Consider the following 16,105-nt stretch of genomic DNA (forward strand, 5'->3'; position numbering starts at 1 on the left):
ATGAGTGTGTATAAATTTTTATATGTTTCCTTAATTTGTGGCCTATTAGCTGGTGCTGGCACATTTCTAAAGATACCTATGTTCCCCTCAATGGCTTTTCCAATTATAATCGGTGCGCTTGGCATTATTTCAGCATTAATTACGCTTCCAGATAAAGAGATAAGCGGTATGTTGAAATTTGGTGGCGTATTAATTAATTTGATGCCTATTATGGGGACGCTAACTTTAGCGTAATGATTTGTGAATTTGAGGCTGAGACATAAATAAATGTCTCAGCCTCAAATATGATGTCATAAATATTTAGTTAACATAGAATAGTTACACAGTAAACTTTAAAGTAACTGATTAGATTTGTTGTACAAGTCACCAAATCAACAATTTTATAATTAGGTTAAAAGCCGATTTGACCTTCTGACCCATTTATAAAAATTGTTGAATTTTACTAAATCCATTTAAACTTTCGAAGTTTACCGATGAATAAATATGTTAAAATAGAATTTAAATTGGGGGTGACAAGGTTGGATAAAGTAAGAGGAATTGTTATGACGTTGGTTATAGCGATGGTAGCTACAATAATGGGGAGCAAGTTTCCAATAATTGGAAGTGCTATTTTTGCTATAATATTTGGTATAATAATTAATAATGTATTCTTGATTCCCAAAAAATATGAAGCAGGTATCAAATTTAGCAGTAAGAAAATACTGCATTATAGTATCGTAGTGTTGGGATATACACTAAGCTTTCAATCAATTGGTATCATTGGATGGAAATCATTACCAATTATTATTGTTACATTATGTGCAGCGTTTTTAGCAGTATTCTTATTGATGAAAATATTTAAAGTAAATGAGCATCTTAGTATATTGATTGGTGTTGGTACAGCGATATGCGGCGGTTCTGCCATCGCAGCAACAAGCCCAGTTATTAAGGCAAAAGAAAGTGAAGTTGCTTTTGCAATTTCAACTATTTTTTTATTTAATTTATTAGCTGTTTTTATCTTTCCACCTTTAGGTCACGTTATGCACATGAGTCAAAGTACATTTGGCTATTTTGGTGGAACAGCAATTAATGATACTTCAAGTGTGATTGCTGCCACATCAAATTATGGTAAAACATCATTAGAAACGGGTGCAATTGTAAAATTAACACGCACATTAATGATTATCCCAGTAGTATTATTTTTTACATATAGAACGATAAGAAAAGAAAGAGAAGCACAAGCAGATATATCAATTGCTAAAATCTTTCCGTGGTTTATTGTATGGTTTGTTGTAGCTTCCTTAATTAGTACTATTTTCAATTTTTCTCCAATAGTCATAAGCTTTTTCCAACAAGTAGCATTATTTTTAATTACAATGGCTATGGCGGGTATTGGTTTGAATGTTAATTTTAATCAATTTAAACAGGCTGGTTTTAAACCAATACTTCTTGGTTTAGTGACATGGGTTGTAGTGATTATTACAAGTTTGATAACAATGAAATTAGTTAACTTACTATAATGTTTGTTCTAAGTGAATTTTTTGAATATAATAGGAAAAATAGAATTATATATGAGATAAGGAGTATCTAAATGGTAGAGGAAACAAGTTATTTTTGGCTGAACTGCGGTTATAATCGCTGGAATCATAACGAACCAATGGTAGGGCAAACGACATTATTTGAATCAGGTGCACAATTTAATCCTTCACAAGGTTTCCGATCCTTTAAACAAGCTAAAGTAGGAGATAAAGTCGTCTTCTATCAAGTACAAATGGATACTGGATTATTAGGCTTTGGAGAAATTACAAGTGTTCAAACTGGTGCACAAAATAAAATTCGTGTTCATTTTCAGTTACAAGAACAACTGAAGCCCTTAACAGCTGATTATTTGAAGAGAAGTGACCAATTAGAATTTAGAATGAGCAACATGAAAGAAACACTCTTTAATCAAATTACAAAAGAAGAATTTGAATTAATCGTTAGTTTAGGTAAAGGGGAAACCAAAATACCTAGATACTTTTTTGTATCAGAAGCACAAGAGTTTGAACCTAATTCATATAATACAATATACACGCATACGTATAATGGTATTAAACGAAATGGCTACCATTTTTATACGCAACTTGAAATTGGGGATAAAATCGTTTTTTATAATAAGAAACGAGATCAATCTGTCATTGGTATAGGAGAAGTCAGTAAGCATATACATGAAAAGGCGCCGATACCTGGCAGGACCAATAGTACTGCTATAGAAGTTTATTTTGAAAAAGAAATTGAACCTGTATCACTTGGTACATTGAACAAGCATCCTAAATTAAAAAATATTTATTTTTTACAAGAAAATGCTAAACAGGCTATTGCTAGCTTGTCACAAGTACAATTTGAAGCAATTCTTGATATGAGCGCAAATGATGGTCTGAAATCGCAATTTGAATCCGTTCCTACTGAAAATGTCATTGATAAAGTACAAGAAGAATTAAAACCATTCATTTTGCTAGTTGTAGATAAGGGCGAAGGTCTTAAAGCAGCAGAGGACTTATTACAGAAGACTAACGCGAACCCTGTAATTACAACAGGACACCCTGACTTTAAAGAAGATATGCTCTATGGTAAATATTTACCAAATGAGGCAGGCGCGCTATATTATAGAGAAGGATTTATTACTAACCTCATGCCTCGAAAAGATAAAAGCTATTTAGTGATAGACAACTTTAATCGAATTGATCCAGATGTATTCCAAGCTTATATTAACGTGTTGGAAGGTTATGAAGTGACACTACCACGTTATAATAAAGATGGCACAATGGTAAAATGGTCTAGAAAGAAAGATTCATATTATCACTTTAACCCTAATTGGCATATTGTGGGTGTAACGTATGATAATGTAAATGATATTAAACAAAAATATACTGAACAATTTTTAAAATACACTAGAATTGTGAAGGTAAATCAAGATTAATCTAAATTAACATCACTATTCATAGATGACATATCACAAATATTTCAACCGTCTATCATGTTTAAGGTTGAGGTGTTTTTTAAACACGTAAATTAGCTTACAATCGTCTTATTTTATAGACGAGGTAAGCTTTTTTTATTGTAATGATTTATTTTTATAAATTGAATAAAAGCTCAATTGTAGTTGGTAGCAGTATGATTTATTTTATGTAATTTAGGTTATAATAATGTTAGGAACATTTTAATTTATGAATAATTAACTTTAAAGTTATATAATATAAGGAGTGTTGAATATGCCAATAGTTTATTACGATAGCAATTGTGTTTATTGTTATAATTATGCAATATGGCTGATACAAAAAGGTTTGTCTAGACGCTATCAATTCGCATCATTACAAGGCGAAACAGCACAAAACCTATTATCAAACTATCCTGAAACACAACAATATGATAGCGTTATATTACAAGAAGGAGATCATTTAGAATATAAATCAGATGCAATTACAACGTTAATAACGTCATTGACTAATTATAAATGGATAGGGATACTATTACATTTAACACCTAAATTTATTAGAGATTTAGGTTATCAATTATTTGCTGACAATAGAAACCATATGTGGAAAACACATTGGCATCAGCCGAATGATTATGAGAAATCTTTCTTTATTGATTAATGAATTTCAACTGAAACTACGGAGGATACAGATATGGGAAAAATTATAGTGATAGGTAGCGCATCAATTGATTTGGTAGTACAAACAGAAATCTTACCTGAAACGGGAGAAACGGTGATGGGGAAATCTTTCTTTACTAATCCAGGAGGCAAAGGTGCAAATCAGGCAGTCGCAGCAGCTCGACTAAGTAATGAAGTTTATATGATTGGTGCTGTAGGTGACGATGATAATGGCAAACAAATTCTATCAAATTTAGAACAGAATAATGTGAACACAACTTATATGGATACTATAGAAAATGAGAAATCTGGGACTGCCCATATTACTCTATTTGACGATGATAACCGCATCATTGTAGTACCTGCAGCAAACAATTATGTAACAGCAGAAAGTGTGCTACCAAAACTTGAGAATTTTAGTGCAGGAGACATTATTGTAATGCAACACGAAATACCTGAATCAACGATAAAAGACGTTGTTGATTATGCTATTGACCATGATATGAAGGTTATATTAAATCCGGCACCATATCGAAAATTGTCTAACACAATAATCGATAAAGTAACATGGTTAACACCAAATGAGACTGAAAGTGAGTTGCTATTTGATAATCAAGTTGATGATGCATTAAAGGCATATCCACATAAATTGATTGTCACTAAAGGTGCCTCTGGTGCAATGTATTATAGTGATTCTCAACAATTAGTTGAAGGCTACAAAAAGCAAGTAGTTGATACTACAGGCGCAGGCGATACATTTAATGGTGCTTTAGCAGTAGCACTAATTGAGAATAAACCATTAGAACAAGCAGTTGCTTTTGCTAATTTAGCAGGCAGTTATTCAGTGACTGGCCTAGGAGCTCAAAGTGCAATGCCATACAGAAAAGACCTAGAATAAACCTAAGGTGGTTTGTTATAATATAAGTGGCTTTTTCAACTTGAACCTAGATTAAAATAATTCTAATTTATCAGTGTATTCCTCTTTACAGATTATAATAGTTATTATATAATATTTATTGTAATCAAGGATTTGTGTCGTCTCTTATGACGATAATGATTTTTAAAAGGAGAGATTTTTTATGGCAAAAAGTAATGAAGAAGTAGTAAAAGTATTAAATCAACAAGTAGCAAACTGGACAGTAGCATTCACCAAATTACACAACTTTCATTGGTACGTAAAAGGGCCGAATTTCTTCTCACTACACACTAAATTTGAAGAATTATATGATGAAGCAAGCCAATACATTGATGATTTAGCTGAACGAATTTTAGCAACAGGCGGTAATCCAGTAGCAACTTTAAAAGAAAGTCTAGAACTTTCAATTATCGAAGAAGCTGGAAAAGGTTATAAAGCCGAAGAAATGGTTGAAGAGCTTTCAAAAGACTTCGATAATATATCAAAACAGTTAGAACAAGCAATTGAAGTTGCTTCAAATGCAGAAGACGATGTAACTGAAGATATGTTCATTGGTATGCAAACAAACATTGATAAACATAACTGGATGTTAAAATCTTATTTAGGTAGATAACCCATTCTGGATAAAATATAAGTAAATATAAAAAGAAGCTTTTCAGACATTTAGTGTACTGAGAAGCTTCTTTTTAGTTATCTTAAAAAATTAAAAACTATACTGTAAATGGATTAATACAGTATAGCTTTTAAGTAAGGTTAATATTGGTTATTCTGCGATTTCTAATGCAATTTCCATCATTTGAGTAAATGAGTTTTGACGTTCTTCAGCTGTTGTAGCTTCATCGCGTAATATATGGTCACTTACAGTGAAGATACCTAAGGCCTTTTTATTTGCATGAGTAGCATTTAAATATAATGCTGCTGATTCCATTTCTATACCTAAGACTCCCATACGTTGCCATCTTTCATTGAATGTTTCGTCAGCATTATAGAATGTGTCAGACGATAAGATATTACCAACATGAGTTGTTGCACCAATATCATCTGCTTTTTGTTTTGCTTTTAATATTAAGTCAAAATCTGCCAACGGTGCAAAATGGCCAGGAATGTTATATTGCTCAACATAACTAGAATTTGTTGAAGCACCTTGAGCAATAATAACGTCATAAAGGTTTACATTTTCTTGTAATGCACCACAAGAACCGATGCGAATAATCGTTTCAACGTCAAAGAAATTATAAAGTTCATAAGAATAGATACCAATACTTGGTACGCCCATTCCAGATCCCATTACTGATACTTCCTTGCCATTGTATGTACCTGTATAGCCGAACATATTACGTACTTCGTTAAACTGTTCAACATTTTCTAAATAATTATCAGCAATATATTTTGCTCGAAGCGGATCGCCTGGCATTAATACAGTTTTAGCGATTTTAGTCCCATTAGGTTGAATATGAGGTGTTGCTTTTGTCATAGTCATCTTCTCCTTTAAATTCTTTATCAAATTAAAGATAACATTTGTTTATTATTTTTGCTAATTTTTGTAATATAGAGATAAAGAAAAGTTATTTATTAAGGATATGTTATTAATTTTGCTTTATAATTATGAGTGGTATGAAAACATATAGATAATTAGGAGGATTTAATATGAATTACGCAAAATATATAGATCACACATTACTTAAACCAGAGTCTACGAGAGCTCAAATTGATAAAATTATTGAGGAAGCTAAATCATTTAGCTTTAAATCAGTTTGTATCAATCCTACACATGTTAAATATGCTGCAGAACAACTTAAAGATTCTGATGTATTAGTATGTACGGTTATCGGATTTCCTTTAGGTGCATCTACAACAGAAACAAAAATGTTTGAAGTTGAAGATGCGATTAAAAATGGTGCGTCTGAAGTAGATATGGTTATTAATATTGGTGCGCTAAAAGACGGTCGTTTTGATGAAGTTCAGAAGGATATTGAAGGTGTAGTAGGCGCTGCTAATGGAAAAACAGTTAAAGTTATCATTGAGACATGCCTATTAACAGACGAAGAGAAAGTTAAAGCGTCAGAATTAAGTAAAGCAGCAGGTGCTGATTTTGTTAAAACTTCAACAGGTTTTGCAGGTGGAGGTGCTACTCCAGAAGATGTAAAATTAATGAAAGATACTGTAGGAGAAGACTTAGAAGTTAAGGCTTCTGGTGGCGTAAGAAACCTAGATGATTTTAATCAAATGCTTGAAGCTGGCGCTACACGTATTGGTGCAAGCGCTGGTGTTCAAATCATTCAAGGTTTAGAAAGTAATTCTGACTATTAATCAATCATTGAACATGGGAATATCAATGTTTTTACGTCTTTATTTGAAAAGGGAGGCCAACTCATATGAGAATGGTAGATATTATTGAAAAAAAACGTGATGGACAAGTATTGACTAAACAAGAGATTGAGTACTTTATTGAGGAATATACCAATGGTAATATTCCGGATTATCAAGCATCAAGTTTAGCTATGGCGATATATTTTCAAGACATGAATGATGATGAACGTGCAGCACTAACAATGGCTATGGTGAATTCTGGCGATGTCATAGACTTATCTAATATTGATGGGATTAAGGTAGATAAGCATTCAACTGGTGGCGTGGGTGATACAACTACACTAGTATTAGCGCCTTTAGTAGCATCAGTAGGCGTACCTGTAGCCAAAATGAGTGGCCGTGGTCTAGGACATACTGGTGGGACGATTGATAAATTAGAATCTGTAGCAGGTTTCCATGTGGAAATTAGTGAAGATAAATTTGTTAAATTAGTCAACGAAGCGAAAGTCGCAGTGATAGGTCAAACAGGCAACCTTACACCAGCAGATAAAAAATTATATGGCCTTCGTGACGTTACGGGGACTGTAAATTCAATTCCATTAATTGCTTCATCAATCATGAGTAAAAAAATTGCTGCAGGTGCAGATGCTATTGTTTTAGATGTGAAAACAGGTAATGGTGCGTTTATGAAGACAATTGAAGAAGCTGAAGCGTTGGCGCACGCAATGGTTCGCATCGGTAACAGTGTAGGTAGAAATACGATGGCTATCATTTCTGATATGGGTCAACCACTAGGTAATGCCATTGGAAATGCTCTAGAAGTCAAAGAAGCAATTGAAACTTTACAAGGTAAAGGACCAAAAGACCTTACAGAATTAGTGATGACATTAGGCTCACAAATGGTAGTTGTAGGTGGTAAAGCTAAAGATTTAGACGAAGCACGTCAATTGTTAGAAAATGCAATTCAAAATGGTTCAGCACTAGAAACATTTAGAACATTTTTAGAAAATCAAGATGGTGACGGTTCAGTTGTGGATGATGTAAAAAAATTACCACAAGCTAAATATCAAATTCAATTACCATCAACAAAGACAGGTGTTGTAACTGAAATCGTTGCTAATGAGATAGGCGTTGCTTCGATGATGTTAGGTGCAGGTAGACAAACAAAAGAAGATGATATTGATTTAAGTGTTGGTCTCGTATTGCATAAAAAAGTAGGAGACAAGGTGAATGAAGGAGAAGCATTATTAACTATTCACAGTAATAAAGAGCAAATTGATGACGTCAAAGACAAACTCAATGAAAATATTACGATAAGTCAAACTGGTACCGAACCGACATTGATTCATAAAATTATTACCGAATAGGAGTGAACGTCATGACTACACCATTTAAACGTGTACATTTAATCGTTATGGATTCAGTTGGTATTGGAGAAGGCCCCGATGCTAAAGCTTTTAACGATGAAGGCAGTCATACATTAAAACACACATTAGAAGGATTTAATCAAAGTTTACCTAACTTACAAAAGCTAGGTCTAGGTAATATTGATCCCTTGCCAATTATTGGACAAGAGTCACAACCACAAGCGTTTTATACTAAAATGAGTGAAGCGTCAGTAGGTAAAGACACAATGACTGGTCATTGGGAAATTATGGGGCTAAATATAATGCAACCCTTCAAAGTATATCCTGAAGGCTTCCCTGAAGAGCTTGTTAGTGAAATTGAATCATTAACTGGTCGTAAGGTTGTGGCAAATCGTCCTGCCTCAGGAACGCAGATTATTGATGAGTGGGGAGAGCATCAAATGAAAACAGGTGATTTGATAGTATATACATCAGCGGATCCTGTACTTCAAATTGCTGCGCATGAAGATATTATACCTTTAGAAGAATTATATGATATCTGTGAAAAGGTTAGAGAGTTAACTAAAGATCCAAAATATTTGATAGGTAGGATTATTGCTAGACCATATATAGGTGAGCCTGGTTCATTTAAAAGAACTTCTAATAGACACGATTATGCTTTAAAACCGTTTGGCAGAACAGTAATGAATGAATTGAAAGATAACGGTTATGATGTGATTGCCTTAGGTAAAATCAATGATATCTTTGATGGGGAAGGCGTGACAGAATCAATTCGTACTAAAGATAATATGGATGGTATGGATAAATTAGTTGAAACTGTACAGCGAGATTTTAATGGTATGAGTTTCTTAAATCTTGTTGATTTCGATGCTTTATATGGTCATCGTCGTGATAAAGGCGGTTATGCGCAAGCCCTTAAAGAGTTTGATGAGCGTCTACCAGAGCTTATTAATCATTTGCAAGAAGACGACTTAGTGATTATTACAGCCGACCATGGAAATGATCCGACTGCAGATGGCACAGATCATACAAGAGAGTTTGTACCAGTATTGATGTTTAGCCCTAAAATTAATGACTACCATGAATTAACAGTCGATAGCACATTCAGTTCTCTAGGAGCGACGATTGCGGATAACTTTGGCGTGAAATTACCAGAGTTTGGCAGAAGCTACTTAAAAGAAATGGGTGTTGAAAAGTGAATAAAATAACGAGAATAATTTTTGGTATTGTCTTTAGCATTGCTGGTATTTTGCATTTTAAAGATGAGCAAAAATTTAGAGCAATCATACCAACATATCTTCCGTTTAGAAAAGCGGCAGTATTAATCACTGGTGTGTTTGAAGTGGTTTTTGGGTTGTTATTGCTAGCTCGCAAACCTTCGACATGCTTGAAAAAGGCTATCATTGCGTTTTTATTGGCTGTGTTTCCAGCTAATATATACATGGCACGTAATAATATTCCATTAGGTGGCAAAGAACTACCAAAGTGGGCATTGTACGGTAGACTTCCGCTACAGTTTGTCATGATCAAAATGATAAGTAAACTATAAGTTATGGCTTGAATAAAGAGAAACGCTTTAAAGTGTGCATTGAAAAATGTCTGCTTTGAAGCGTTTTTATGTGGAAATAAGAATGTTATATATTTGCGAATAAAAATTTTATGATTTATAAAAAAGATGAAATTAGACATGAGATTGTATGTCTAACTTCATCTTTTTTGTTAATAATAAGTAATTGTTTAAGGTTTATTTTCTTTGTAAAGGTTTTAGTTTAAAGTTACTTATTTTCACCATAAATATCGTGCCATTCATCTTTTTTATCTAAAAATGTTTGCGCAATTTCTTTTGCACCTTCTAATGAATGACTCGCCGCCCAACCACATTGCACTTCATTACAAGCCGGTACCTCTGTAGCATTTAACACGTCTTGAATTGTTTTTTCGATGATTTGAAGTACATCTTTATAATCATCATGGTTGATGAATGAAACATAAAAGCCAGTCTGACAACCCATTGGACTGATATCAACGACTTTATCTGAATGATTACGGATATTTTCGGCCATAAGATGTTCTAATGAGTGCAATCCTGGCATATCCATATGTTCTTTATTTGGTTGTTTGAAGCGAATGTCATATTTATGAATAACATCACCGTTTGCACCTTCCATTTTTCCTGCAAGTCTTACAAATGGCGCAGATACAATTGTGTGGTCTAAATTGAAGCTTTCAACATTCATTTTTGGCATGGCGTTATCCTCCTAATATTTTACATAAACTAATTGTAACAAGACCAAACAGTATTTACAATTTCTGTATTTGGGTAAAACCATAGAGTAGCTAACAATTATTATAAATTTCAGAAAATTGATGACAGAATCTGATAAACCCGATAAAATAAGTAATGATTAAAACAGGTTTTGTACATTATGAATTGTAAATTGTGTTATTAAATAAATTACTTATTGCGTTTCATTTTAGTGTCAATCGCTATAAAGGCAATATTAGGAGGGCGTATTTATACTATGGAAAACAAACAAATTATTTTAGACTACATAGAGAATGATAAATATAAATTTTTGGAAATGAGTCATCAAATACATCAAAGACCTGAATTAGGGAACGAAGAAATTTTTGCATCAAGGTCATTGATTGAAATATTAGACGGAAATGATTTTGAAGTTGAAACAGATATCGCTGGTCATGCTACTGGTTTTATAGCTAGATATGAATCAGCTTTGCCTGGTCCTACAATAGGATTTTTAGCTGAATATGATGCATTACCAGGTTTAGGTCATGCTTGTGGTCACAATATTATTGGAACGGCAAGTACTTTTGCGGGTATTGCGCTAAAACAGCTTATAGATAAAGTTGGAGGAAAAGTTATTGTACTTGGATGTCCTGCTGAAGAAGGTGGAGAAAATGGCAGCGCTAAAGCAACTTACGTTAAAGAAGGTGTGATTGACGAGTTAGATATTGCGTTAATGGTGCACCCAGGAAATGAAACTTATAGAACGATTAATACATTAGCAGTCGATGTTTTAGATATTAAATTTTATGGTAAAAGTACACATGCTTCTGAAAATGCTGATGAAGCAAGAAATGCATTGGATGCAATGATTTCTTATTTTAATGGTGTAGCACAATTAAGACAACATATTAAAAATGGCCAACGTGTACATGGTGTCATATTAGATGGTGGTAAGGCGGCTAACATTATACCGGACTATACGCATGCACGTTTTTATACAAGAGCAACTTCGCGCCAAGAATTAGATATACTAACAGAACGGGTAGGACAAATTGCAAAAGGTGCAGCCATTCAAACTGGATGTGATTATGAATTTGGACCAATACAAAATGGCGTAAATGAATTTATAAAATCTTCTAAGCTAGACGATTTGTTTGTAAAATATGCAACTGAAATGGGAGAAGCCGTTATAGATGATGATTTTGGATATGGCTCAACAGATACGGGGAACGTAAGTCATATCGTCCCTACAATACATCCTCATATTAAAATAGGATCTCGCAATTTAGTTGGTCATACACATAGATTTCGTGAAGCTGCAGCAAGTACACAAGGTGATAATGCCTTAATTAGAGGAACGAAGATTCTTGCCTTAATGGGTTTAGAATTAATCACTAATAAATCGGTGTTTGATGAAATTATCGAGCAACACCGATATATAAAGGAGCATAAAAAATGACTAATCCAAGCTCTCTACGTCCTCAACTAACACTTAGTGATCTATATGATTCTAGTATTGTCTATACTTCACGGCCGTCATATGTTTCAAATCCTTGGTTAGAGCCTGAAGAACATCAATCTAATTTTCTAACTGGTAGAGAGCTCATCATCGCTAACCAAATGCCTGTGATAGTACATGAGGCATGTGTTACAAATAAATTGAAAATTTTGTTTGAAGCAGTGGGGAAATCCATGCCTTCAAATATTATCCAATTTAATAATCAAAGAAGTTATGAACAAGTGATTCAAGATTTAGCATTGAATGACAATAAAAAAATATACTTCCAATATATTCATGGTGAAGATATTGTAAACAAAGCACATTATGCATTAAACAAAGATGTTTTTACGGCCTTAAATAATAAAGCACGTATCCCAGAGTGGACTAATTACAAATATTTACCTAAAAGAGAAGTTATAGCAATTGATGATTTTGAACATGCGGTTTCTTTTTGGGAATTTCCATTTGTTTTAAAACCAGGCGACGACCTACCTACTGCAGGTGGATATGGTGTTATGATTTGTAATAATGAAAAAGATTTAGAACAAGCTAAAATCCGGATTGAACAAGCTAAAAGTGAAACAGACACAATCATTATAGAACAAAAAGTAGAGGCAGTTACGAATTATTGCGTGCAATATGCATATTCTAAAGCAACAGGTATTCAATATATTGGTACATCCGATCAAATTACAGATGATTATGGTTCTTACAAAGGTAATCAAAATACACATGATGTTCCACAATCGGTCATTCAAGCTGGTAGAGAAATAATGGAAATAGGTGTAGCGGAGGGATATTTTGGTATCGCTGGATTCGATTTGTTATTAGATAAGCATGGAGAAGTATTTGCTATAGATTTAAATTTTAGACAAAATGGCTCAACGAGTATGTTATTACTAGAACCTATATTACGAGGTGAATATCATAAATTCTTTAGTTATATAGCACCAGATAATTGTGATAATGAACAATTTTTCAAGATAATTAAGAAATATGTAGATAAAGGCATATTATTTCCGTTATCTTACTATGATGGTGATTGGTATAAGGATGAAGCTGTTAAGTCGAGGTTTGGTTGTATTTGGCATGGAGAAAGTAAAGCATTAGTAGAATCTATGGAGCGACAGTTTTTAGAAGAACTGAAAAAAGGAGAATCTCATTTATAGAAACTTTCAAGGGTGGATGCATGCAATTTTATCAGTTATTATAAGGTGGCTAATATCTCTCTAATTGTAAGCATAAGATACCATTGCAGTAGCAATTGTTCGCTGTTACAGTTCTATCATGAATGTCGATTGTATAGCGTCTCGTTTATTATCAGCGATTGACTAGAGTCATGCAGTCCTTTATATTCTTAATATAGGTAAATTATTATGAATGGATTGAAGGTGTATTGATGTCTTATAAAGAAAGTTCATTTTTTAAAGAAATATTAATTAATGAAGTGTTTTATGTAGCAACGAAAGCAAAGGAATTAATCAGACAAGAAATAGATGAAAATAAAGTCGTATGTACTTGGACTGATAAAGAGACTGCTGAAGCTTATTTGAAAAAACAAAAAATTGATTACGATAAAATCAAAAAGATAGATATCGATCGTTTTGTAACTTATGAAATAGATAATGTCTTTGACGCTAACGAACAAGTATTGATGAATCCTACCTCTGAGAAAGACGGTGAACTTATACCAATCGCAGAAGTTACGGATGAATTAATGTCTGATTTAGATAATATTCGATTGAAAGAATTTGTTAAGGATGTCGCTAAAGAAGATGCAGTGTTCGGTTTGACAAATAAAAGCGTTAAACAATTTCTTATGATTAGTGATGACTCACATCAAAGACCTAATATTATGCCTGTTTGGAGTATCAAAAATAGAGCTGAGAAGGTAAGAGATGAAGACTTTGAAGAGTGTGACATTATAGAAGTGGAAGGCGAAGTCTTTGCCGAATGGTTAGATAACCTACGAGATGATGACAACGCAGTTGCAATTGATTTGAAACCAGGCGTTTTAGGTAGTGTAGTACCTGCGCAAAAAGTAATAGATCAGCTTCCTTTTTAAAATAAAAGGGCTCTAAGACATAAAAAATATGTCTAAGGGCCCTTTTGTCTTTATTAGATAGTAATAACTTAAATGAAATTAAGATTATAAATGAATAGCACCGAGAGCACCTGAAAAGGCACCATGTTCAATATAATAAGGTTTGAAGCCTCTTAATACGGTATAGTCTTTAACGACTTCTTTTAATAATTCATTATTATGAAATGACGAACCGATATATGCAACATTTTCTGTGTTATGCTCTCTAGCTACGGTAATTGACATCGTAGTAATAACTTCACCGACGACACCAATAACAGAGGCTAATTTATCCGCTTCTGTAAAGTTAGTATCTAAATTATGTAAGACATTACCAAAGTTTGCTGCTGTTAAATCACCAGATATTGGTGGCTCACTATCTTTGTATATGTGTTTTACTTTCAAGTCAATAATATCTCTATTACCATTTTGAGCAGTATCAGTTAAATTTTTATAGTCTTTAATTCCGGTTAACAAGTAACCTAAACCTTGTATCATACCGCCACCAGTGCCGACACCACCGACACGCTGTTGACTGTTTCCATTAGAGAAATGTATAGAAGTGCCGGTACCCACATTGGTGAAAATGTAGTCATCTAAAAAGTGACCTTGTTCTTCAAGTAGTATTTCGAGCCCTTTGGCAGCGGCATCAAATTCAACAAAAACACGTGAAGCAAAATTTAATTTTTCATTTATAAGTGCAGCATTACCGCCAGTTAAACTGATACTTTCACAGTCTTGTTGATTCAACCATTCTATGACATCATCGATTTCCGTTGTTAATCTTGTATTATATTCACGTTTATCGGCATAATCTTGAACAATTTTAATAAGCGTTCCACCAGCATCGATGCCAATTTTCATCTAAAATTCCTCCTAAAAAATTTCCATTTTAACTAATAGTATAATAAAATTTAAGAAAATCAACTATGAATTTACTAGTGTAGTAATTTCTTCACTTGAATTAAGCTTTATATTATAAAAAATAAATGTCCAAAAGATATAAACGCATATTTTGGCTTTTTAATATGCATTTTAAGAGTTGAAATTCTAAATTATTAACAGTTAATGAATAGTTTTTTAAATTAATTCTAGATTTATAGATTATTTTATGTGTAATAGTGGTATTTATAATTACTACTACGTTTTAAATAGGGGATATTGAAATGGTAATTAAGCAAAATTTTGAAAATATTATAGTACAAGTGTTTGAAGAGAAGTATAGACAGGCACTTTATGATTTTAATTTAAATGAACGTCAACAAATCTATTCGTCTTTACCGAAAGATGTATTAGATGATGCCATAAATGATGAGGATAGGATTGCTAACATTGCACTAAATGAAGCGGGAGATGTTATTGGATTTTTTGTGTTACATCAATATTATCAGCATGAAGGATATGATACGCCTAACCAAGTTATTTATGTTAGGTCTTTATCCGTAAATGAAGATTACCAAGGTTATGGCTACGGCACAAAGATGATGATGTATTTGCCTCAATATGTTCAAGATTTATTTCCGAATTTTAATCATTTATATCTTGTGGTTGATGCGGAGAACAAAGGTGCATGGAATGTATATGAACGTGCAGGTTTTATGCATGCTGCAACGAAAGAGGAAGGGCCGATTGGTAAAGAAAGATTATATTATTTAGATTTGGATTCTAAGCATGTTTCGTCTTTAAAGTTAAGACCTAATACAGATGAACAACCCTTTAACATACACATCATAGACTTAATAAAAGATAATCAAAAAGTTGGTTTTATAGCTATTGAGAGACACGATGGACGAATGAATATTTCTAAGATTGAAGTCAATAAAGATAAAAGAAATCACGGTATTGCAGAAAGTGCCTTGAGACAACTAGCAACATATGTCAGAAAACATTTTAACGATGTAGAACTTTTGACAATTACACTCTATGGAGAGAATAATGAATTAAAACCATTGTGTATAAATAGTAATTTTGTTGAAATTGAGGCAGCTGATGATTTTATTGTCTTTGAAAAATATATAAATTACTAAATGCGATTGCGAAATCAGGCATTGTCATTTATAATTTACA

17 protein-coding genes are annotated in these 16,105 nt (G+C 33.1%); 14 read left to right on the top strand and 3 right to left on the bottom strand.

What is annotated here, in order from left to right:
• The 6 genes from BTM19_RS10730 (at position 1) to BTM19_RS10755 (ending at position 5,142) form a co-directional block, all read left to right on the top strand.
• Positions 1-234, top strand: a complete 234-nt coding sequence (locus BTM19_RS10730; RefSeq protein WP_243879520.1) for a hypothetical protein — start codon at positions 1-3, stop codon at positions 232-234.
• A 284-nt stretch (positions 235-518) separates the two neighbouring features.
• Positions 519-1,499 (top strand): YeiH family protein, encoded by a 981-nt coding sequence (locus tag BTM19_RS10735; RefSeq protein WP_099265856.1) that lies wholly within the window; start codon positions 519-521, stop codon positions 1,497-1,499.
• Between the two features lie 71 nt (positions 1,500-1,570).
• Positions 1,571-2,938, top strand: coding sequence for an EVE domain-containing protein (locus tag BTM19_RS10740; protein WP_029378013.1), 1,368 nt, complete (start codon positions 1,571-1,573; stop codon positions 2,936-2,938).
• Between the two features lie 292 nt (positions 2,939-3,230).
• The gene (locus tag BTM19_RS10745; protein WP_017722057.1) at positions 3,231-3,614 is read left to right on the top strand and encodes a thiol-disulfide oxidoreductase DCC family protein; all 384 of its coding nucleotides are present in this window, start codon (positions 3,231-3,233) and stop codon (positions 3,612-3,614) included.
• Between the two features lie 33 nt (positions 3,615-3,647).
• Positions 3,648-4,511, top strand: coding sequence for a ribokinase (gene rbsK / locus BTM19_RS10750; protein WP_029378012.1), 864 nt, complete (start codon positions 3,648-3,650; stop codon positions 4,509-4,511).
• Positions 4,512-4,692: 181 nt separating this feature from the next.
• Positions 4,693-5,142, top strand: coding sequence for a Dps family protein (locus tag BTM19_RS10755; RefSeq protein ID WP_029378011.1), 450 nt, complete (start codon positions 4,693-4,695; stop codon positions 5,140-5,142).
• 150 nt (positions 5,143-5,292) lie between these two features.
• On the opposite strand, the gene deoD is transcribed toward BTM19_RS10755, so the two are convergent.
• Positions 5,293-6,003 carry a purine-nucleoside phosphorylase gene (deoD, locus tag BTM19_RS10760; protein WP_038678924.1) on the bottom strand — a complete coding sequence of 237 codons (711 nt, stop codon included), beginning with the start codon at positions 6,001-6,003 and terminating at the stop codon, positions 5,293-5,295.
• A gap of 173 nt (positions 6,004-6,176) precedes the next feature.
• Here deoD and deoC point away from each other — a divergent pair, with 173 nt between their 5' ends.
• The 4 genes from deoC to BTM19_RS10780 all read left to right on the top strand — a co-directional run bounded on the left by deoC (position 6,177) and on the right by BTM19_RS10780 (position 9,755).
• A complete protein-coding gene (deoC, locus tag BTM19_RS10765; protein ID WP_029378009.1) occupies positions 6,177-6,839 on the top strand; it encodes a deoxyribose-phosphate aldolase in 663 nt (220 codons plus the stop codon).
• A gap of 65 nt (positions 6,840-6,904) precedes the next feature.
• Positions 6,905-8,206, top strand: coding sequence for a pyrimidine-nucleoside phosphorylase (locus BTM19_RS10770; protein WP_038678922.1), 1,302 nt, complete (start codon positions 6,905-6,907; stop codon positions 8,204-8,206).
• A gap of 11 nt (positions 8,207-8,217) precedes the next feature.
• Positions 8,218-9,405 carry a phosphopentomutase gene (gene deoB, locus BTM19_RS10775; RefSeq protein WP_038678920.1) on the top strand — a complete coding sequence of 396 codons (1,188 nt, stop codon included), beginning with the start codon at positions 8,218-8,220 and terminating at the stop codon, positions 9,403-9,405.
• The gene (locus BTM19_RS10780) at positions 9,402-9,755 is read left to right on the top strand and encodes a DoxX family protein (RefSeq protein WP_038678918.1); all 354 of its coding nucleotides are present in this window, start codon (positions 9,402-9,404) and stop codon (positions 9,753-9,755) included. Before deoB ends, BTM19_RS10780 begins: the two co-directional genes overlap by 4 nt.
• 226 nt (positions 9,756-9,981) lie before the next feature.
• Here BTM19_RS10780 and BTM19_RS10785 read toward each other — a convergent pair whose 3' ends face one another.
• Complete coding sequence (locus tag BTM19_RS10785) at positions 9,982-10,452, bottom strand: S-ribosylhomocysteine lyase (protein ID WP_029378005.1); 471 nt, start codon at positions 10,450-10,452, stop codon at positions 9,982-9,984.
• 276 nt (positions 10,453-10,728) lie between these two features.
• Here BTM19_RS10785 and BTM19_RS10790 point away from each other — a divergent pair, with 276 nt between their 5' ends.
• The 3 genes from BTM19_RS10790 to BTM19_RS10800 all read left to right on the top strand — a co-directional run bounded on the left by BTM19_RS10790 (position 10,729) and on the right by BTM19_RS10800 (position 14,020).
• The gene (locus BTM19_RS10790; protein ID WP_029378004.1) at positions 10,729-11,913 is read left to right on the top strand and encodes a M20 family metallopeptidase; all 1,185 of its coding nucleotides are present in this window, start codon (positions 10,729-10,731) and stop codon (positions 11,911-11,913) included.
• Positions 11,910-13,124 carry an L-aspartate--L-methionine ligase LdmS gene (gene ldmS, locus BTM19_RS10795; protein WP_029378003.1) on the top strand — a complete coding sequence of 405 codons (1,215 nt, stop codon included), beginning with the start codon at positions 11,910-11,912 and terminating at the stop codon, positions 13,122-13,124. Before BTM19_RS10790 ends, ldmS begins: the two co-directional genes overlap by 4 nt.
• Before the next feature lie 230 nt (positions 13,125-13,354).
• Entirely contained in the window at positions 13,355-14,020 is a 666-nt protein-coding gene (locus BTM19_RS10800; RefSeq protein WP_029378002.1) for a DUF2750 domain-containing protein, read from the top strand.
• An 84-nt stretch (positions 14,021-14,104) separates the two neighbouring features.
• On the opposite strand, the gene coaW is transcribed toward BTM19_RS10800, so the two are convergent.
• Positions 14,105-14,902: a type II pantothenate kinase gene (gene coaW, locus BTM19_RS10805; RefSeq protein ID WP_029378001.1), complete on the bottom strand. Its 798-nt coding sequence runs from the start codon at positions 14,900-14,902 to the stop codon at positions 14,105-14,107.
• A gap of 302 nt (positions 14,903-15,204) precedes the next feature.
• Here coaW and BTM19_RS10810 point away from each other — a divergent pair, with 302 nt between their 5' ends.
• Positions 15,205-16,065, top strand: a complete 861-nt coding sequence (locus BTM19_RS10810; protein WP_038678917.1) for a GNAT family N-acetyltransferase — start codon at positions 15,205-15,207, stop codon at positions 16,063-16,065.
• Positions 16,066-16,105: the final 40 nt, after the last annotated feature.

It is taken from the genome of Staphylococcus xylosus (genome assembly GCF_002732165.1).
GTDB classification, from domain to species: domain Bacteria; phylum Bacillota; class Bacilli; order Staphylococcales; family Staphylococcaceae; genus Staphylococcus; species Staphylococcus xylosus.